We start from the raw sequence: 20,410 nt of genomic DNA, 5'->3' as shown, positions 1-20,410 counted from the left end.
TCCTTCTCCCCTTTGATCATCGAATTATATTAAACCGCGGCTAACCGCAGATTTAACCGATAGAAACGGCAAATCTTTTTCCTTAACCTTTGATAGAGCCTACTAGAATACCCTTCATGAAGTACTTCTGCATGAACGGATAGACCATGATAATCGGCAGCGTGGAGAAAATAATGATCGCCATCTTGATCGTAAACTCGGTTACGCCGGACGTTCCCGTATCCATCAAATCCTTGGCTACCCCGCCGCTGTCGACGACCATATCCCTGACGATGAGCATGAGCGGCCACAGGTCTCTTTTGGACGTGTAGATGATCGCATTGAAGAACGTATTCCATTGCGTTACCGCGTGGAAAATAACGAATGTAGCAATCGCCGGCTTCGACAACGGCACGATAATCCGGAATAGGATCTTCAGCTCGTTCGCCCCGTCGATGGATGCCGACTCTTCGAGGCTCGGCGGAATGCTGCCGATAAAGTTTTTCATCAACAGCAGGTTGTAAGCCCCCAGTGCATTCGGCAATACTAGGCTCCATAACGTGTTGTACAGATCAAGCGACTTAATCAAATAGAAGTTAGGAATAAGCCCGCCGTTGAAAAACATCGTGAATGTAATAAGAACGAGCGCGAAACTTCTCCCCTTCAAATCCCGCTTCGAAAGCGGGTACGCCGTGATGATCATGAGGAAAATGTTAATGCATACCCCGAGCACCGTAATAATGATGGTGTTCCGGTACCCGGTCCATAGCTGATCCATCTTGAAAATTTGCGTATACGCGCTGAACTCCAGCTTATTGGGAATCAACTTAAGCGGATTCGCCAAATATTCGTTGTAAGGCGTAACCGAGAAAGCAGCTACGTAAAAGAAAGGAAAGAGGCAAGCAAGCGCGAACAACGTTAGGCACGCATAGTTAATGATGTCGAACAGCTTATCCCCTCTGGATCTGATACTCATAAGAAACGACCTCCTGTCGATATGCCGCTGGCAAGACGTGTCCGCATCACCATATCCCGTCTTCCTTCATCAGCTTCGCGATCCGATTGCTTGCCAGCAGGAAGATGAGGCCGATCACGGAGGTGAACAACCCTACCGTAGCGCCGAAGGAGAATCGTCCGCCGAGTATGCCTACCCGGTAGGCGTACGTTTCGAACACTTCGGAGACACCGAGATTCATCGGATTCTGAAGCACGAATATTTGCTCGAAGCCGTTGTTCATGATGTGGCCAAGTCGCAAGATTAGCAAAATAACAATCGTCGACTTGATGCTCGGAATGGTCACGTACCATAGTCTTTGCAGGCGGCTTGCGCCGTCGATGCTTGCAGCCTCGTACAATTCCGAATTGATGGAGGCGATTGCCGCCAAGTAAATGATGCTCTCCCAGCCGGAATCCTTCCATATGCTGCTTAGCACGACGAGTGGCCGGAAATAATCGTTGTCGGCGAGGAAGAAGATCGGCTCAATGCCAAGCTGCTTCAGGAATAGATTCAGCACACCCCAGGAAGGGGACAGGAAGTTGATCAGGATACCGCCGATAATGACCCATGAGATGAAATGCGGAAGATAAATAATCGTCTGCGTTATTTTCTGATAGGTGCGGTTACGCATTTCATTCAAGAAGAGCGCGAGGATAATCGGAAACGGGAAGCCGATGACGAGTTTCAAGAAGCTTAAATACAGCGAGTTCCAGAATACGGTGTAAAAGTCGCTCAGACCGAACATGTAGCGGAAGTTCTCGAAGCCGATCCACGGACTGTTCCAGATGCCCTTGGCGAAGTTGAAATCTTTGAAGGCGATGATGACTCCGTACATCGGCACGTAATTGAATACGAGAAAATAGACAATTCCGGGGAGCAACAGAAGGTACAAATATTTTTTCTTGTTCAAATAACGAAATGATTTTTTCATGCTTGTCGCAAACATGGTGCACACCTCCATCCTTTAAGCGAAATGACTATTTCAGGACCAGGCTGAGCAGATCGTCCACATGCGCGCTAGCCAAGCATTCGTAGGTGTCGCCTGCTCCGTAGTAGATCTTCACCTCGCCTGAATCTTCGAGGATCATGCCCCCCGGGAATACAACATGGTTGCGGAATCCGCCGTCCTTCTCATAGGAAGCGTCGGGGGCCAGCAGCGGTTCCTCATATAAGCCGATGATCCGCTTCGGATTCTCAAGATCGAGCAGCATAAGCCCCGCCGAATACCGTTTCTTCCATGTATCTTCCCAGCCGTTCTTGCCGCGGGACGGATCGATATCGACCGCATGGAACGTCGTTAGCCAGCCCTTCTTCGTCTTAATCGGCGGAGCAGCCGGCCCCAGCTTCGCATTGGCGAACGGTACGCGTTCGACGGGCAGCAGCAGCTCCGAATTGCCCCAGTCTTTCAAATCCGCCGAATCGGATATCCAAATGTCGAACCGTTCCTTGCCCTCACGGCTATAGATCGTGAACGGTCTCTCCAACCGCACATATCGACCGCCTATTTGCTCAGGGAACAGCACCATATTCCGATTATCAGGAGCGCTCATGCTCAGTACCTCGAAATGCTCGAAATCATCGGTTACCGCGATTCCGCCGCGAATGCCATGCAGCGTATCGACGGCAAAGCACATGTAACAGCGTCCGTCGATGACCGTTAACCTCGGATCGTAAGTACGAATGATCTCTTCGTCCCTCAGATCGAAGATCGGATCAGGTCTTACTTCCCATTCGATTCCGTCGCGGCTGAACGCGAGGCCGAGGTTCGTCGTTCCAAAGTGGGAAAGCGTCTGCCTGTCCGGTTGACCGTAATCATTGCGGAACACCATCACGTATTGGCCCTGGAACTTAGTTACGCCAGCGTTGAATACGAGCGCGGGATTGTAAGGAACATCCTCTCTCGTAAGAATAGGATTGTTCGGGTGACGCAGCATGACCGGGCTTGATGCCAGGTTGCCGATCAAGCCGATTGGCGGTAGTGACATGAATAAATCCTCCTTGCAATTCTGTAAAATGTGTAGCGCTTACAAACACAGTTTATGGTATAATCCGACCATGAATGGTGCAAAAATTATTGTCAACACACTAGTTTTTTATGTATTTTTTGGGAGGGTTCGCGATGACGATTTTTCCGATGAACAAAGACTTATCCGATTACGAAATGATTGCGGCGGACTTTCCCTTCTATGTATCTATCAATGAGGTGCGCCACTCCTTCCCTGCCCATCGGCATGACTTCCTGGAGTGCTCGCTCGTCATCGAGGGCGAAGGACATGAGACAATCAACGGAATTAGACATCCGATGAGGCGGGGAACATTCACCTTCTTGCTTCCTTATCAAGTTCATGACATCGTGACCTATTCCCAGACGCCGATCCGGCTGTTCAACTGCATGTTCGCGATGGAGCTGCTCGTATCCAGTGCCAAATCGGGCTCATCTTACCTGCAATCGCTGCTAACCGAAAATCAACAGCCTTTCATCCATTTAGAAAATGAAGAGTTAATCCAGTTCGAAAAGCTGCTTCTGAATTTGTATAACGAATACAACCAAAGCCATTCTTTCCGTAACGAACTGCTCTCCTTGAGGCTCCACGAAATATTAATGCTGTTCCAGCGGATTCGGGTATCGAAGCAAACTACGGAATCGCAAGAGCGGGCTTATCTCACCGGCAACGGTTCGATCTGGCCGGTTATCGAATATATTCACTATCACTACCGCGATGATTTGTCGCTCTCCGGCTTAGCAGAGCATTTCCGCATCCCTCCTACTAGGCTCAGCGTGGAAATCAAGAAGCATGCCGGAATCAACTTCCTTCATCTGCTTCACAAAATAAGAATCCGCCACGCCTGCGGCCTGCTCAGCGCAACCGACATGAGCATTCTCGACATTGCGCTTGAGGTCGGCTTCAGCTCGTACAACGTATTCGGCCGACTCTTCCGCGAATATAAAGGGATTACGCCGACCGAGTATCGCCAATCCCGGCTTAATGCGTAACAAAAGGAAAAGCTCGTCTGCTAATAAGCCAGACGAGCTTTTGTTGATTATGGAATATGCTGCTAGTTGGATAGCTGATGAACCGACCATACGACGCCGGCGGAGTCATTGCCGCCGATGTTAATCGGTAGCGCAAGACCATCAGCGTTGTAGGACAATGCTATCTGATCGCCCGCGATCAAGCTGACGTCCCCCTCCAACGTGACGGTGCTTTGACCTAGAACGGTTCTTAACGTAAGTACCAAAGCCACGTTTACATTGAGAATGGGCAAGTATCCTGTAATGAGCGTCGAACCCGAAGATAAATTATTGACAGAGAAGGATGGGTTTACGCCTGCTCCTAAACTTATAGACGCAGCAGCAGGCAACGCATAATTGATCGTCGCTTTGATCGAATACTTGCCTGTAGAAGGAACGGTATATACGCCTGTTGTCGCGTCAAAGTTATTACCTTCGTAATAAGGGTCGCCAGTAGACCAACCTGATCCTACTATTTGTGTTGTGGAACTAGTAGACTGAATATCTAGGAAAGCCGAAAATCCTTCTTCTGCAAAATTGACTCCGTCCGCGCCTGCTGGACCTTCTGGACCTATTGGACCTGCTGAACCTGCTGAACCTGCTGAACCCGCTGGACCTGCTGGACCCGCTGGACCCGCTGGACCCGCTGGACCTGCTGGACCTGCTGGACCTGCTGGGCCTGCTGAACCCGCTGGGCCTGCTGGGCCACTAGAGCCAGCTGGACCTTCCGAGCCTTGCGGACCTTGCGGCCCTGCCGCTCCAGTCTCCCCTGCTTCACCGGACGCCACGCCTAACGAAAGTTGAATTTCTTGCGACGTATTATCCCATTTTACCGTTGCTCCGAATATTTCCGCTACGAAGCGAAGCGGAACCATCAGCTGCTTGTTGATCGTTTGCAGCGGCTGGCTAAGCGTGGCTTCTGTCGTAATCGAACCGAATACGACAGTTGCTTTAACCGCATTCTCTACGAACTTGACGGTTGTATTGCCTTTTTTGACAACCAAGGATTTTGCTGCTGCATCCCACACATAGGTGGCACCCAATGCAGACGCGATGTCTTGGATCGGCACGATCATCGTTCCTTGTTTATTAATCGATTGCACATTGCTCTTCACGACTTGTCCATCCAAATTCAACTTAATGCCTTCTGCTTGAGCAACCGGTGTAACGAATAGCAGTGCCGCCAGAAAAGCAAGACACAACACTTTCAATCCTTTGAAACGAAATTTCCTCACTACTTTCCCTCCCAAATAATAAAATAAATTAATATGTATAATTATAGTAACTTTTGTCGATTTGTACAAAGTCAATTCAATGAATTCGAAAAAAATGGCTGCCCCCGGTCCGTATTTGACCTTAAGGACAGCCCTTGCATTACTTTCTTCGAATTTTCTTCATCGTCAGCTCCTGCTGAGTGAACCTATGCGCCGCAACGAGTCGGCCGGCTCTGTTCTTGCCCCAGACGGTTACCAGCACGTCAGCGCTGCTCACTGAAACTTCAATTTCGTATTGAACATACGTGTTTGTGATAAACCTCTCAAAGTCCGATTGCCATGGCGTTAACGTGAACGATTTGGAGTCCACCAGCTTTTTATGACCGGTATTCAAGCTGTACACTTTGATGCGTACTTTTGCGTTATTCGTTTTGCAGTTGTTAAGCGCCTTGACGTAAACCTGATTGGAGATGCCTATCGGACCTCCTTCTATCACGTTTTCAACAGGACCGGTAGAAAATTTGTAAAAGACGGTCATTGCCAACCACAACCTTTCGCTAGAATATAGTATTCTATGAAAAGCGTGGCTGGCGGCTTGGACAATTGATTCAGAATGATTTGCTCCCCATGCCTTTTCGGAAAAAAGGGCATAGGTTTGGACAGCTCCAACATTACAATCTACTGCGACGAGCAAGCTATGTTGGATGTCTGCAGTAACTTTTCGCGATAGGAGCATGATTGGGTTGGTCCCAAACCTCGAATAGTTGCTGCGAAAATCCAACATAGCTTCTTAAGCCAACCAATCTAGAATCGGACGGTATATGCCGTGCAGGAAAATGAATAGTCCCGCGCCAACTAAAGAGCCGATGAGCGCGCCGTTCAGCCGAATACGTTGGAGGTCGGTATCGACCTTGCTCTCGATGAAAACAACGAGCTTCTCCTCGGTGTAATCCTCCAGCGTTCTTCTTACAATAATGCCGACTAAGGCATGTTGAGTCTCGATCAGCTTACCTATGAACTGTTGAACATATCCTTCCAACCAGTCCTTCGACGATTGGCTGCTCTTGAACCAGTCCCAATAGCTTTGGATGAACTCGCCTACCCATTGCTTAATATCTTCCTGATTAACAGATCGTTTCTCCGTCACAATGTATTTCAATTCTCCTTCATCGGTCAGCATTTGCTTGAACGAACCAAGCAATGACTGAATGGATGGGAGCAGCGATATTTTATCCAGCACATCGTTCTTCCAATTGTTCACCGTCCCGGACAGCTCATGGCTGTGCTGAAGGTCATCAGCAAGCTTGTGCACCATATCCGATACGAGAACGCGCAGCTCATGCTCGGGATTACGAAGCTGCTCGATGAAAGCGAGCATGTCACGGTACATCGCTTCGGCAGCATCGTCAATATTCAGCGAGTCGGTCGATTCGGCGACGATCACGGCCATTCGCTTGAACCATTTGGACACGGTGCCGCCCGTATTTTCGAATTTATCCTTCTCCTTCATCATCATATCTCGGATGACTTGCTTCGTCTCCTCTACGGCGATCCGCTGAGCCGCGAAATCAATGATTCCGCCAATCCAGCTTTGGAAGTCGCCTCTCGCAAGCACCCACTTCAGCGCCGTACCGGCATAAGGAGATACGTTCGCCTGACGCAGTCCTTTGCGCGCCTGCTCATCGAGCATAACCGATACGCCTTCCAGATCAATCTTGGACAATAGCGTAGCAATAATAGCCCAGCCTTGTTTCGATACGAAACCGTCAGGCCTTCTGTCCACCCAGCCGACCAATGCCTCGACGATATGGAACTGCTTCACCTTTGCCTTAAGCGATTCTTTGCTCAGCAACTGCTCTTCCACCATGGTGACGACGCTGTCAACCAGCTTATCACGGTTCCTTGGTATGATCGCCGTATGCGGAAATTTCTTAATGCCGAATGGATGCCGGAACAGAACGGTTACCGCGAACAGATCAGCCAGCGCCCCAACGAGACCTGCTTCGAACGTATATAACAGCATGCGAGCCCACCAAGCATCAGGATAAGCAACGACGCAGCATAACGCTCCAATGAACAGCACGGACAGCACAACGAGACTGCCATTTGCCCACTTCCTCATAGTCATTGTATCCTACCCCCCAAGCGATGATGTGAGCCATTCAACGATATAAGTCAATAAATAGAGAACCGCTCCTATAAAAGCGCCAACTAACGTACCGTTAATTCGGATATATTGCAAATCCCGTCCTGCATGCTGCTTGACCTGCTTAATGAGCTCTTCTTCCGAATAGGTGCTGAGCTTATCCTGAACGAGCTTGCCGATATAATCATGTTTCTGTTTGATGAAGGCGTAGAGCCACGTTTTAATCGTGCCATCGATCCGATCAAGCAGCTCCGGCTTATTCTCCATTTGATCGACAGCTAGCCGCACTTTGCTCGTAATCCATGGGAAAGCTCCGCTCTCTCCAGAAGCGCCTGAAGCTGCTGCCTGCCTGAACGACTCGAGATTTTCCGAGATATAGGCATCCACATGGATATAGCCCTTCAAGTTATTCACCAGCTTCATCTTGCTCGCTTCTATACGTGCTCGTAACTGATCATCTGTACGCAGACGAACAACATATTGCTCAATCATCTCTTTCAGTTGGATCCGATGGGGATTATGAGCATCCGACATTTCCTGCATATAGCCCGTCAACCAGCTTTGCAGCTTAGCACTTATGGCTGGCGCACTCAGACCTGCAGCCGAATTCACCCACTTGCGGCGGGACAAGCCGTTTTCATACGATTGTAAGGCGGAATCAATCAATCGCTCGGCAATCATACGGAACGAATGTGATTTAACCAGCTTGATCAGCTCCGCCGATAGAAATTCCACGATTCGGTCGTCATAACGATTACGAAGCGTCCACTCTCCCACATCTGCTATAATCTCCGATACTTGAATGGCATCGGCATGATCGAGTAGATAGTTCTGAACGACGCTCGCTAAATCCTTCAGATCAGCTTTGGACATGACGTCGCCTGCCAGCCTTTGGAGGATGTCGTTAACAGCCTTCTCGCCGTTATGCTCCGTCAAGTAATTCAGCAATACGGCGCCGATATTATGCTCATCGAGTCTCGCTCGAATGTTCGGAATGGACAGCAGCTCGGTCTGCACCATACCGACGAGCTCGTTAATGAGCCGCTCTCGATTCCTTGAAATAATGTTCGTTCCCATCCACGTCGGCCACTTCACGCGAAGAGGCTGCCCGAATAGCGCGGTAACCGCGAACCAGTCCGCCAAGCCGCCAATGGCCGCTGCGCTGCATATTGCGAAGATCACACCGCCAACGAACGTATGTTGAAAAGGAAAAGCGGCCAGCATGCCGACAAAAGCGCCAATAAGCAACGTTCCCGCCCATTTGCTAACGCTCAACTTTCTCGCCTGAGCTTCCGATTTCATGCAAGCTTCACTCCAGAAGTTAGTTTGAAATAATTTCATTGTAATACTTTACGGAAGTCATTGCCATTGGTCGCGGATGTGAGCCAACATTCGGACATAAATAAAGGCTGTCCCGCGCGAACTTTCATTCGGCGGAACAGCCACTGTTCGAATAACGATTATCTCGCGCCTGGAGCAGGAGCGTTCTCTTGCACTCGGTTCGGCGCAATGTTGTTGCCATTGCCGCCTTGGCCGCTTTGACCAGCACCGGATCCAGCGCCATTGCCAGTTCCGCCATGTGGACGGTTGTTCTCAGGACGCCCGTTTGGCATTGGTCTGTTCTCGCCGCCAGGGGCAGGACGGTTGTTCTCGATGCCTTGACCGCCACCGCCGCCTGCACCGCCTTTGCCGCCTCCAGCTCCGCCGCCTGCGCCGCCACCAGCTCCGCCGCCTGCGCCACCACCAGCTCCGCCGCCTGCACCGCCTCCAGCTCCGCCGCCTGCGCCACCACCAGCTCCGCCGCCTGCGCCGCCTCCAGCTCCGCCGCCTGCGCCACCACCAGCTCCGCCGCCTGCGCCGCCTCCAGCTCCGCCGCCTGCGCCGCCTCCAGCTCCGCCGCCTGCGCCGCCTCCAGCTCCGCCGCCTGCGCCGCCTCCAGCTCCGCCGCCTGCGCCGCCACCAGCTCCGCCGCCTGCGCCGCCGCCTGCGCCGCCACCAGCACCGTTACCTGCGCCGCTGCCGTTGCCGATCGACTTCGCTTTGCTTTGCGATTTGCTCTTCGCTTTGCTAGGCGACTTCAATGTCGTATAAGAGTAAGTAATGGAGTTGAGCGTCTTCGCGTCAACCGCACCAGTTACAGGCAGTCCGTGCTTCTTCTGAAAATACTTAACGCCGCGAACCGTGTCTGCGTTATAGTAACCATTAATTTTGCCGCTGTAGCTCCCCAATGACTTCAGCATCCCTTGGATGACGTATACTTCCGGCCCTTTGGCGTTTTTGCCAACCGCGAGACCCGTATGCGGCATACTGAACGTCAAGGTAACCCCAAGAAGCGCTGCCCCCAAAAACTTGCCTATGTTCCGGCCAAATGTACCTTTTTTGCGCGGACGGGCCGCTTCCTCATGATGTTGCATCCAACTAGACACCTTCCTTTTTGTGAAATTATTTCTCGTGATCCCTCAATTACTATCCCCAATAATTCAAAATGCTTGCATGGATCGATAACTATTTTCAAAATAAAAAATGACGATTCGCCGATAGGCAATCGTCAACGGTTTGACCGCTAATCCAGTATCTCAATACGATTCAAGTAACGAACCTCAGACAACTTAATGTCCATTTTCCACTCCCAATCACGTCGATAAGGAACCCAGACATTCTTATTTCCTTCAAATTCATGAATTCCACCGACATCGCGATGACATAACAATACTACGATTCGTTACATGACAAATTACCTCTGAAATTCACGAATAAGCGTGTCTAGATTCGTTAAGCAAGAGATAATGCCTATGAGCTGCCAAATAAAAAAACGAGAAGGCATCTGCCCTCCCGTTTCCCCAGAACCTTATATAATTAGTCCGCTTGTACGATCTTGATCAAGTTAGTAGCACCGGTCTTGCCGATCGGTACGCCTGCTGCAATGACCGCAAAATCTCCCGATTCAAGCAATCCGCCTTGGCGTCCCTTCTCAAGCGAAGATTGGAACAACTCATCCGTAGATGCTGGGCGATTGCCCTTCACAGGAATAACGCCCCATACGAGCGAAAGCTTATGCAGCGTCTTCTCATCCGTCGCAATCGCCATAATCGGCGCTTCAGGACGGTACTTCGATACCATGCGCGCCGTGAAGCCGCTCTCTGTAGGAGCGATGATTGCTTTCGCGCCCAGCTCGCGTGAGGAGCTGACGGCCGCTTGCGAGATCACTTCGGTAATCGAAGTCGCTTGGCGTTCCGCTTGTTTTTGGAAATGGCTGGAGTAATCGAAAATGCTCTCGGCGCGTTCGGCAATGGATGCCATCTTCAACACCGATTCAATCGGATATTTGCCGGCAGCCGTCTCGCCCGATAACATAATCGCATCCGTGCCTTGCAATACAGCGCTTGCTACGTCACTTACTTCCGCGCGCGTAGGGCGCGGGTTCACTTGCATCGAATCAAGCATTTGCGTCGCTACGATAACCGGCTTGCCTGCACGATTGCTCTTCTCGATCATTTCGCGCTGGATAAGCGGAACGTCTTCGACCGGTATTTCTACGCCGAGGTCGCCGCGGGCAACCATGATGCCGTCCGAAGCTTCAATAATTGCGTCAAGGTTGATGACGCCTTCTTCATTCTCGATTTTCGAAAGCACTTGAATGTGGCTCGCTCCCGATTCTTCAAGAATTTGCTTGATTTCATATATATCTTCGGCTTTGCGTACGAACGAAGCGGCAATCATATCGACGCCTTGCTCGATCCCGAAGTTAATGTGTATGATGTCGCGTTCAGTAACGCCTGGAAGCGTAGTGCGCACGCCTGGAAGGTTAACGCCTTTTCTCGGCTTAATGATGCCGCCGTTGATGATCGTGCAGACGATTTCCGTTCCTTCAACCGATTCGATCTCGAGCTCGATCAAACCGTCATCGAGAAGGATTTTGCCGCCAATGCTTACAACCAAAGGCAGTTCCGAGTAATTAACCGAGATGCGTTCGGCTGTGCCCAGAATCTCTTCTGTTGTTAGCGTCAGCTTATTGCCTTTGACAAGCTCGTACGAGTCGCCTTGCAGCTTGCCGATGCGAACCTCAGGTCCTTTAATATCCATCATGATGGATACGACGCTGCCCGTAGCTTCCGCTGCTGCGCGAATCGTTCTAATTCGTTCGCTGTGATCCTCAAGCTCGCCGTGTGCCATATTGAGCCTTGCAACGTTCATACCCGCTTTGATCATTTGTTGCATGACTTCGCCGGATTGGCAGGCTGGTCCCATTGTGCATACAATTTTTGTTTTTCTCATCTGTCTATCCTTTCAAGTTCACGTAGTTTTTTATTTAATTATAAAAGGATAGGTATCCCAATGAAATAAACTATAGTACACTACATGTAATATAGTATTGTAATCGAAAGAAGGTTAGCGTGCCCATGCTTGAGCTACAGACCGTACGTCGCGACCAAGGCATGGACTGGTATGAGGATTATAACGGCGTGGAGTCCTCGTTCTCCATCGTGCTCGTTACTTATGGCAAAGTTGTGTACTGGATCGAAGATGAGAAGGTCATTGTCGAGAAAGGCGAAATGCTGCTGCTGCCCGCGGGCACCCGTTATTACGGCAAAACGATCCCAACCGTCTTCCATGAAAAATATGTCGTTCGATTCAACACGCTTGCTGATGAAGAAGCAAAGCTTCCGATACTAGCTGGCAGACAGCGGCTGAAATCCAAAGTAGGGTATTACGAGCTCATTCTGGATCTGCTTAAAGTAACTTATACCGAGTGGATAGAGGAGCTGCCCTATGCCGCGATTAGAGGTCAAGCGAAAGTAACAGAACTGCTTGCCCTGTGGAGCAGAGAGCTGGAACAAAGCGCCTCCTCCTTGGGCGCCAAGGCTAATGTCGAGCGAATGAAGACTTACATCGCCGAACACTATCGCGAGAAAATAACGAAGGAGCAGCTGGGCGCCTGCATCCGTGTAACGCCTAACTATGCCGCCACCCTGTTCAGCAAAATGACGGGCCAAACCATCAGTGAATACGTTCATTCGGTCCGCATTCGCACGGCGATCTACATGCTGAACGAGTCATTGCTTACCGTGAGCGAGGTCGCGGCTTATTTGGGCTATAACGACGTATCCTATTTTCATAAATTGTTCAAAAAAACGACCGGAAGCACACCTGCGCAATTCGCGCATAACCGTCCAAACTGACCGCGCTTATAGCCAGCCGTACGCACACACCTTAAAGTTTGCTGAAAGAACAATGAAAAAGATGCAACAATCGTCCACATATTCGATAATGATCTTAGGTCCTTGGAAAGGGGTAATGATCGATGCCTGCTGCGAATAAGAAAGGAATCAGGATGTTGCTTGTCGATGACGAACCGCCTATTTTGGAGTTTCTAGAGCTTGGACTCATGAACGAGGGGTTCGAGATCTATACGGCGCCGGATGGTGAAAGCGCGTTGGAGCGCTATCGGGAGCATCAGCCCCATATCGTTGTCTTGGACGTCATGATGCCGGGCATGAACGGCTTCGAAGTATGCGACGCGATCAAACGTTCAGGCAGTCAAGTAGCCGTTATTATGCTTACGGCCAAGGATGAAGTAGAGGATCGCGTGAAGGGGCTAACGCTCGGCGCCGACGATTATTTGGTGAAGCCGTTCAGCTTCAGCGAGCTGCTGGCCCGAATCGGGGCAAGACTGCGTAATCAATTCCCGAATTTGCTAAGCGAAGTATCATATGGCCCGTTCCGCATCGATGACCGCCGCAAGGAACTTATTTATAATGATCATGTGCTCGAGCTATCTCCTACGGAATACGAGCTGCTTAAGTTTATTGTCATGAACAATGGAGTCGTTCTAAGCAAATCGCTTATTTTGGACAAAGTATGGGGCTATGACTTCGGCGGAGAAGAGAACATTGTCGAGGTGTATATCCGTTCGCTTAGAGACAAGCTTGGCGACAAGGAGCACCGGCTAATCCGCACGCTGCGCGGTTCCGGATACCGGCTCGACTTGCCATGAAGCAGCCGTTGATGAGCCGAATCATGCGTTTCGCTGCCCCCAGCTCCCTTCGTTACCAGCTATTAAGCAGAACGCTTCTCCTGCTGGCAGCGCTGCTCCTATTAATCGGCGTCTTGCAATATGTGTTGATGAAGGATTTCGTCTATGAAAATAAAGCCAACACGCTGAGTGCCCAGCTCCTATCGATGCCAATGGACTGGTTTGGCGTGAGCGTAAGCAAGCCTGACGATAGGGAGGGCAAAGGTGCTGCGCCTCGCATGGAACCGCCTAAGCAGCGACCTCAAGCGCCCGTCTTCTATCAGCCGGGCATGTCGTTCGCTTTCGTCGGCAACGACGGGGTCGTGGACGACTTAACCGATAATCCAGAGCTTGCTTCGCCTCAGTTGACCGCGCAGCAATATGCGGATATAAAGGCAGAGCTCTTGAGTCGCAAGTCGATCAGCTATCGCATCGCGACTGACATCAACGGTCATGAGCAGCTTGTCGTACTCAGGCTCGCCGATCCTCGCAACCGGGCGGCCGGCATGGTTCAAGCCGGAGCAGAGACGGCCTCGCTGCAGAAGCTGCTATTTACGCAGCTTGCGATCTTCATCTCGCTCGCCGTCCTAGCACTGGCGGCTGGACTATCGCTTTATTTGCCGCTTCTTCGCAAGACGTTGACGCCGCTGTCGCGAGTGGTGCAGGCAGCGTCGGACACCGATGCCGGCAATCTGGACATCCGATTGCCTGCGCAACAAGGACAGCTGGAGATCGATCGGCTGTCCGAAGCGTTCAACGGCATGCTCGCGCGGCTGGAGCTTTCGTTCGAAGCCGAACGGCGAACGACGGACCGGATGCGGCGCTTTATTGCCGATGCGTCCCACGAGCTGCGCACCCCGCTCACCTCGATTCACGGCTTCATCGAGGTGCTTCAGCGAGGCGCGGCAGTGAATCCCGAGCAGTTGAACCGCGCGCTTGCGAGCATGGGGCTCGAATCGCGGCGAATCAACAAGCTCGTAGAGGATTTGCTCACGCTCGTGAAGCTAGATCAGGCGCCGGAGCTTGTTCTTGCTCCGGTGCGGCTCGATCTGCTCCTTACGGAGATGGAGCCGCAGCTTCGATTGCTCGCCGGCAGCCGTTCGGTACAGATCGAGACTGGCGGCAATCCGGTTACAGGACGTTATCATGCCGACAAGCTGAAGCAAATCGTGCTGAATCTGTTCCTGAACGCCGTCCAGCATACAGACTCCGATACGGGCAGCATCTCGCTTTCCATCGGCGTAAGCGGCAGCCATGCGCAGCTTACCGTTTCAGATAACGGCACAGGCATTGCCGCCGAGCATATTCCGCATCTGTTCGAGCGGTTCTACCGCAGCGAATCGTCGCGCACACGCAAGAGCGGCGGCGCCGGTCTCGGGCTATCGATTACGAAATCGCTCGTCGATGCGCATAACGGCTCGATCGACGTCGCAAGCGAGCCCGGCGTCGGCACGCAATTCCGCGTGCTGCTTCCGCTCGGAGGTTAGCTTCGTTTTTGCTGACAACGTATGACGTCATGCACGATTAGCATTATCTCTCACGAACTCCTAACCAGTAACAGCTATGTTGGATTCCTGCATTATATTAAGCCACTTTGAGGCTCTATTCGCCGTTATGTTGGATATTTGCATCAATTTCTCTGATTATCCGTCTATCTAGGCCTTTGCCGGAGAAAGTTAGTGCAGATATCCAACATAGACTAAAATTCACCGACTACAAGGAGAAAGTTACTGCCAATATCCAACATAGCCACAAACTGTGAGATCGCTCAGGGCAAGGAGTGAGCTGGTTGAGGCTTAAGTTGCTGGAGGCTGAGTTGAGGGAATACTTGAGGGCTGAGGTACTCGGTTACTTGGATACTGTATGGCTATAAGGCTGAGTTGCTAGGGTGCTGGGGTGCTCCATTGCTGAGTTACTGTGTTGCTGTGTTTCTGAGGTGCTCGGTTCCTCGTTTGTAGAGTTGCTAAGGTGCTGGGGTGCTCCATTGCTGAGTTACTGTGGTGTGTGGTTTGAGGTTTATATATTCACTTCTCGTTGCATAAACTGCAACTGATGGCGGGAAATCCCCCCTATTAGAATCCCTCGTTGCAGAAACTGCAACTGATGCGCCATAAATGACGTCTATGCCAAACTCAGAGACAGATTGTGTTGCAATAAGTGCAACGACAATGCTCGTTCACCGACGAAATGGATGGTTCTGTTGCACATTCTGCAACGGAACCATCATCCGCCACTCGCCTATTCCGATCCTCAACGAACAATCACGAACGAGTCCAACTTCGCACCGTCCACGTCATACGCCTCATACGTCAGCTTATTCCCGTCGACCGTAATACCGGCGAACATCTGCTTCTCATTCTGAAAGTGAACCTTGTGGTAGAACTGGTCCTCCTTTTTCTCGTTAAACTTCTGTCCTGACGTATTCGTAACGACGTAGACTGTGCCTTCGCGATTCCCGTCCTCGCCGTCACCTGTTCCGACAATCTCCCCGCCCTTTAGCGGATACGACCTGGAGTATTCGTGATTATGGCCTTGCAGAACGAGATCAACGCCGTACTCGTCGAACAATTCCGCCCAATCGAGGGTCTTCTTATAAGAATTGCCTCCATACGGCCCTTGATGAATCGAGGCGACAATCCATTTTTTGTCCGTTGCCGCAAGATCTTCACGCAGCCAATCGGTCTGCGCCTTGCGATTCGACTCCGAGTTCAGCATCACGAAGTGGACAGGTCCATAATCGAAGGAGTAGGTTGTTCCTTCAATGGAACCTTCCGCGCCGTTGCCCGGCAAGTTAAAGTGCGAGATGAACATATCCGCATTGCCGTCGACCTCGTCATGATTGCCGGTTACGGGCATGAACGGCACGCTTCTCACCCACTTGGCCGCCTTCTCGATCAAATGCGTCCACCCGCTCTCCTCGTCGGGATTTTCGGTCAAGTCGCCATTATGAACGATCAGCTTCGCTTCCTCGAACGTAGCGAAAGCCCGATCAAGCGTGTTGCCCCAAAGATCAAAATCCTGCTCCGTCACGCCTTGCGAATCCGTTACGTTAATGAACGTGAACGGCTCTTGGTCCTCTTCCTCTGCACCTGCAGACTCCGTCACGAAGCTTGCCGCCTCGCTCCAGTCGCCCTTTTCTCCGCTCCCAACCCGGTACGTGTAAGTAACGCCCGGTTCGAGTCCGGTTGCCTCCGCTTTGTGCACGCCCCTCTTCTCACTGCTCCCAAGCTCCATAACCGTCGTAACGCCCGCTACTGTCATAACATCTTTGCCATCGAAATCAGCATCGGTTCCCTTAACAAGCTGCAGAACAGCTTTATCCCCGGCTTGTTTCGTATGCCAAGTGAACGCGCGGCTCGTCTGCGGGTCACTCTTGAATGTAGTCACAATTGCATAAGGCTTATCTCCATCCACAGCTCTCCACTTCTCGAAGCCGTACACGGCGGCAACCAAAAGCAAGCAGAACAGCAGCAACAGCCAAGTATCTCTACTTCTCATCGATCGTACCGCCTCCTTTCTCTCCCCTCATCTTAACAAAAAATTGACATAAAGCGCATTCAGCAATCTTTCAGCCGGCATTAAGTTAAGAATCAGTAAAGGCGGGTACAATTGCTCCAGTAAGCAACTCAGGCCACGCAAACCGGAAATGAAACGAGGTGTGAACATGACAACCACATTAAAATACCGCAATGAATTGAAGTTTTTCATCAACCAGCATCAATACTTTGTTATTCGACAGCGCTTGAAAAACCTGATGAAACAAGACGATCATGTCGGCCCGACTGGCGAGTACCATATCCGAAGCCTATATTTCGATGACGTTAACAATAAAGCGCTGCATGAGAAGCTCGGCGGCATTCGCGATCGTTCCAAATACCGCATTCGCATATACAACGTAAGCGACAACGTCATTCATTTTGAGAAAAAAATCAAATTCAAGGACTATATCGCCAAGGTCAAGGTGCCCCTTACGAGAGCGATGTACGATGAAATCATGGCCGGCAATTACGAGGTGCTCAACAATCCTTTGAAGCCGCTCATGCTGGAGCTGTACAACGAGATGAGACAGAAGCTGCTGAGGCCCAAAGTCATCGTCGATTACGTCCGCGAGCCCTACGTATGCGAGAACGGGAACGTTCGGATCACTTTCGATAAGGAGCTGCGAACCGGGCTTCATTCACTTGATATTTTCGATAAGAATCTGGAACCGGTAAGAGCGATCGACGAGAATCTCATTATTCTTGAGGTCAAATACGACGAGTATATTCCGGCTTATATCCGAACCGCGCTGCAGCTTGAAGGCTTGAACAGGCAGTCGGCGTCCAAATACGTCATTTGCCGCAAGTTTCTGAAATACAACACTTGGGAGGATTATTAAAAATGGAAACAAACACAACAACATCCGATACTACAACTAATTTTACCGATATTCTCAAAAAATCAGTACTCGAAAACGTCAGCTCGGACATTAGCATTGCGAAAATATTAATTACGCTCGCAGTCGCTTTTCTAATCGGCTTCTTCATCTTTGTCCTGTATAAACGGATTTTCAGCGGCGTGCTCTACTCGAAGAGCTTCAACGTCTCCCTCATCGGCATGACGATGATTACAGCCGTGGTCATTATCGCGATCAACTCGAATCTCGTCCTGTCGCTCGGCATGGTCGGCGCGTTGTCGATCGTCCGCTTCAGAACGCCGATCAAAGACCCGACCGACCTGATCTTCCTGTTCTGGGCGGCAGTCGCGGGTATCGTAACGGGTGCAGGCTTCTTCACGTTAGCCGTCATCGGTTCCGTAGTTGTCGGTCTTATTCTGTTCTTCTTCATTAAAGGAGGCACTGTAGAAACGCCATACTTGCTTGTTGTTAACTGCGATGGAGACGATACCGAGAAAGAAATTCATAGCCGCATGGGCAAGCTGGTCAAACGTTACAACGTGAAGCAAAAAACAGTTACGGCAGGCAATATCGAAATGACGCTCGAAGTGCGTCTGCGTGACCAAGAAGGCAAATTCGTGGGCGAACTATCGGGTCTTGGAGGCGTCAAAAATGCCGTGCTTATTAGCTACAGCGGCGATTATGTTTCCTAAGGAGAGGAATAGGAGGTAACACGTATGAATGCGAAGTTCCACAGCTTCCTTCTCGTGCTGTTCTCTCTGCTCCTCATAATCGGATTGACGGGATGCGCGGCCGGGTCTAACACCGACTTCGCCTCCCTCATCGGTTTAACGGGCTCAGATTCCGAGGCAACAGCAACGAAGGAAGAGCAACAGCTCGATGAAGAAGTGTTTCCGAAGGACGAAATAATCGACGTGAAAATTACGATTGACGAGGATGAGTTCCAGAACATGCTGGACAATGCCAGCGCCGAGGAGATGCATGAAGCGTCGATTGATTATAACGGACAGCACTTCGACAATGTCGGTATACGGACGAAAGGCAATCTGAGCTTGAACAGTGTCGTCAATATGGCCGATTCGGATCGATACAGCTTCAAGCTGTCGTTCGACGAATATGTGAACCAGACATTGGCCGGCGTTAGCAAAATCAACTTGAATAACAATTACAGCGATGCTTCTTATATGAGGGAGTTTCTGTCGTATGAGCTTGCCGAGAGTATGGGCTTGCCCACGCCAAAATACAGCTACGTTAACGTCTATGTGAACGGCGAGTTATGGGGCTTCTATCTGGCAGTCGAGCAAATCGGCGACGCGTACCTGGAGCGCAACTTCGGCAACTCTTACGGCGCGTTGTACAAAGCAAACGGCGGCAACGGCAGCGAATTGAACTGGCTGGAGACGATCGATGCTTACACGGGCCTTGATCTGAAGTCGGACAAGTCAAACGACGATATTTTGCTGACTATGCTGGATGAACTGAATAACGGTACCGATTACGAGAGTGTTCTGGACATCGAGAAGACGCTGAAATTTATTGCCCTTAACGCCGTGGCGGGCAATATGGACAGCTACTTATCGGAGAAGAAACATAACTACTACTTGTATGAGGATGAAGGCATTTTCAATATTCTGCCATGGGATTATAATATGTCATTCGGCGGCTTCGGGGGATCGGGAATTTTGATCGACGAGCCGACCTCCGGCTCACTCGCGGATCGGCCGCTAGTCGCTAAGCTGCTGGAGGATGAAGCATATTTGGAACAATATCACTCGATAATCGCAGAGATGCTGGACGGCTATTTATCCGAAGCCGCGTTTGCTAAGCGAACAACAGAGCTCTCTGCGTTAATCTCTGAATCAGTGAAGGCCGATCCGTCAGCCTTCTATACCTATGAGCAGTATGAGCAAGGCGTAGCACAGGTCGTTTCGTTCAACTTAACGCAAACGGCATCCATCGCTCAGCAGCTTGACGGAACGATTCCCTCTTCGGGCGACGGCTCGGGCAGCGGAAGCAGCGGCATGGGTGGTGGTGGACGCGGCGGCGGTTTCGGCGGCCAAGGCGGCATGGGCGGTATGATGCAAGAGGGTCAAGGCGGCGCAAATGGTGAGATGCCGCAAATGCCGAACACGCAAGAAGGTGCAGGCAGCAATGGAGCTTCGCAGAACGAATCGACTGCTGTAGGCACCGTTGAAGATGACGCCTCTGTCGACGGGAACATTGGGCAACCTGCTCAAGGAGATGCTCGTGCTGCCGGCAACGGGCAACAGCCCGCTCAAGGCAATGCTAACGCGAACGGCCAACAAGGCGGAATGGGTGGTCAAGGCGGTTTCGGCGGCGGAGGTTTTGGCGGCGGAGGCATGCAGCCGCCTGACGGTCAGGGCGGTGGCATGGGTGGCCCTGGCGGCATGGGAGGCATGGGAGGTTTCGGCGGCCAGCCCGGCCAACAAGCCGCTGCGCAGCAAGGAACTGCCGAAGAAGCTTACACAGCAGGCATAGCCATCGTTATCTTATTGCTCTCATGTGTATTCGTCGTATTCTACAAACGCAGACGCCTCTAATAAACGAATCAAGGAGAGGATGCCATACGGCATCCTCTCCTCTATTGCTTTTCACATACCTATACCCTGCCAACTTTCCACTCCGCCCTTA

At 51.0% G+C, this 20,410-nt stretch carries 17 protein-coding genes; 7 read left to right on the top strand and 10 right to left on the bottom strand.

From position 1 onward, the window contains the following. Nucleotides 1-82: 82 nt before the first annotated feature. The 3 genes from AC0YN0_RS02910 to AC0YN0_RS02900 are packed head-to-tail and all read right to left on the bottom strand — an operon-like array spanning nt 83 to nt 2,961. Nucleotides 83-955, bottom strand: coding sequence for a carbohydrate ABC transporter permease (locus tag AC0YN0_RS02910; RefSeq protein ID WP_442053077.1), 873 nt, complete (start codon nt 953-955; stop codon nt 83-85). A gap of 46 nt (nt 956-1,001) precedes the next feature. Beyond that, complete coding sequence (locus tag AC0YN0_RS02905) at nt 1,002-1,922, bottom strand: ABC transporter permease (protein WP_442053076.1); 921 nt, start codon at nt 1,920-1,922, stop codon at nt 1,002-1,004. Between the two features lie 31 nt (nt 1,923-1,953). Continuing rightward, on the bottom strand, nt 1,954-2,961 hold the full coding sequence (locus tag AC0YN0_RS02900; RefSeq protein WP_475819910.1) for a glycoside hydrolase family 130 protein: 1,008 nt from the start codon (nt 2,959-2,961) through the stop codon (nt 1,954-1,956). A gap of 134 nt (nt 2,962-3,095) precedes the next feature. On the opposite strand from AC0YN0_RS02900, the gene AC0YN0_RS02895 reads away from it, so the two are divergent. After that, nucleotides 3,096-3,971: a helix-turn-helix domain-containing protein gene (locus AC0YN0_RS02895; protein ID WP_475819909.1), complete on the top strand. Its 876-nt coding sequence runs from the start codon at nt 3,096-3,098 to the stop codon at nt 3,969-3,971. A 62-nt stretch (nt 3,972-4,033) separates the two neighbouring features. Here AC0YN0_RS02895 and AC0YN0_RS02890 read toward each other — a convergent pair whose 3' ends face one another. The 6 genes from AC0YN0_RS02890 to pyk all read right to left on the bottom strand — a co-directional run bounded on the left by AC0YN0_RS02890 (nt 4,034) and on the right by pyk (nt 11,624). After that, nucleotides 4,034-5,224 (bottom strand): copper amine oxidase N-terminal domain-containing protein, encoded by a 1,191-nt coding sequence (locus AC0YN0_RS02890; RefSeq protein ID WP_475819908.1) that lies wholly within the window; start codon nt 5,222-5,224, stop codon nt 4,034-4,036. Nucleotides 5,225-5,363: 139 nt separating this feature from the next. Continuing rightward, nucleotides 5,364-5,741 carry a hypothetical protein gene (locus AC0YN0_RS02885; RefSeq protein ID WP_475819907.1) on the bottom strand — a complete coding sequence of 126 codons (378 nt, stop codon included), beginning with the start codon at nt 5,739-5,741 and terminating at the stop codon, nt 5,364-5,366. 252 nt (nt 5,742-5,993) lie between these two features. Next, entirely contained in the window at nt 5,994-7,331 is a 1,338-nt protein-coding gene (locus tag AC0YN0_RS02880; RefSeq protein ID WP_475819906.1) for a DUF445 domain-containing protein, read from the bottom strand. 6 nt (nt 7,332-7,337) lie between these two features. After that, nucleotides 7,338-8,651, bottom strand: a complete 1,314-nt coding sequence (locus tag AC0YN0_RS02875) for a DUF445 domain-containing protein (protein ID WP_475819905.1) — start codon at nt 8,649-8,651, stop codon at nt 7,338-7,340. 158 nt (nt 8,652-8,809) lie between these two features. After that, nucleotides 8,810-9,763 (bottom strand): peptidoglycan-binding domain-containing protein, encoded by a 954-nt coding sequence (locus AC0YN0_RS02870; RefSeq protein ID WP_475819904.1) that lies wholly within the window; start codon nt 9,761-9,763, stop codon nt 8,810-8,812. Nucleotides 9,764-10,205: 442 nt separating this feature from the next. After that, nucleotides 10,206-11,624, bottom strand: a complete 1,419-nt coding sequence (pyk, locus tag AC0YN0_RS02865; protein ID WP_337099390.1) for a pyruvate kinase — start codon at nt 11,622-11,624, stop codon at nt 10,206-10,208. 125 nt (nt 11,625-11,749) lie between these two features. Between pyk and AC0YN0_RS02860 the strand changes: the two genes are divergently transcribed. From AC0YN0_RS02860 to AC0YN0_RS02850, 3 genes are all read left to right on the top strand, one after another. Then, entirely contained in the window at nt 11,750-12,529 is a 780-nt protein-coding gene (locus tag AC0YN0_RS02860) for a helix-turn-helix domain-containing protein (RefSeq protein WP_475819903.1), read from the top strand. A 122-nt stretch (nt 12,530-12,651) separates the two neighbouring features. Continuing rightward, a complete protein-coding gene (locus tag AC0YN0_RS02855) occupies nt 12,652-13,344 on the top strand; it encodes a response regulator transcription factor (protein ID WP_475819902.1) in 693 nt (230 codons plus the stop codon). 11 nt (nt 13,345-13,355) lie between these two features. After that, the gene (locus AC0YN0_RS02850) at nt 13,356-14,849 is read left to right on the top strand and encodes a sensor histidine kinase (RefSeq protein ID WP_475819901.1); all 1,494 of its coding nucleotides are present in this window, start codon (nt 13,356-13,358) and stop codon (nt 14,847-14,849) included. A 763-nt stretch (nt 14,850-15,612) separates the two neighbouring features. On the opposite strand, the gene AC0YN0_RS02845 is transcribed toward AC0YN0_RS02850, so the two are convergent. Beyond that, entirely contained in the window at nt 15,613-16,860 is a 1,248-nt protein-coding gene (locus AC0YN0_RS02845; protein ID WP_475819900.1) for a purple acid phosphatase family protein, read from the bottom strand. Between the two features lie 166 nt (nt 16,861-17,026). Between AC0YN0_RS02845 and AC0YN0_RS02840 the strand changes: the two genes are divergently transcribed. The 3 genes from AC0YN0_RS02840 to AC0YN0_RS02830 are packed head-to-tail and all read left to right on the top strand — an operon-like array spanning nt 17,027 to nt 20,319. Next, nucleotides 17,027-17,740: a polyphosphate polymerase domain-containing protein gene (locus AC0YN0_RS02840; RefSeq protein ID WP_475819899.1), complete on the top strand. Its 714-nt coding sequence runs from the start codon at nt 17,027-17,029 to the stop codon at nt 17,738-17,740. Nucleotides 17,741-17,742: 2 nt separating this feature from the next. Next, the gene (locus tag AC0YN0_RS02835; RefSeq protein ID WP_475819898.1) at nt 17,743-18,450 is read left to right on the top strand and encodes a DUF4956 domain-containing protein; all 708 of its coding nucleotides are present in this window, start codon (nt 17,743-17,745) and stop codon (nt 18,448-18,450) included. A gap of 24 nt (nt 18,451-18,474) precedes the next feature. Next, nucleotides 18,475-20,319 carry a CotH kinase family protein gene (locus AC0YN0_RS02830; RefSeq protein WP_475819897.1) on the top strand — a complete coding sequence of 615 codons (1,845 nt, stop codon included), beginning with the start codon at nt 18,475-18,477 and terminating at the stop codon, nt 20,317-20,319. The last annotated feature ends 91 nt before the right edge of the window (nt 20,320-20,410 follow it).

Source organism: Paenibacillus sp. J22P218, from assembly GCF_056269195.1.
The sequence above is the reverse complement of the archived record's forward strand: the minus strand, read 5'-3'. Positions and strand labels throughout refer to the sequence as shown.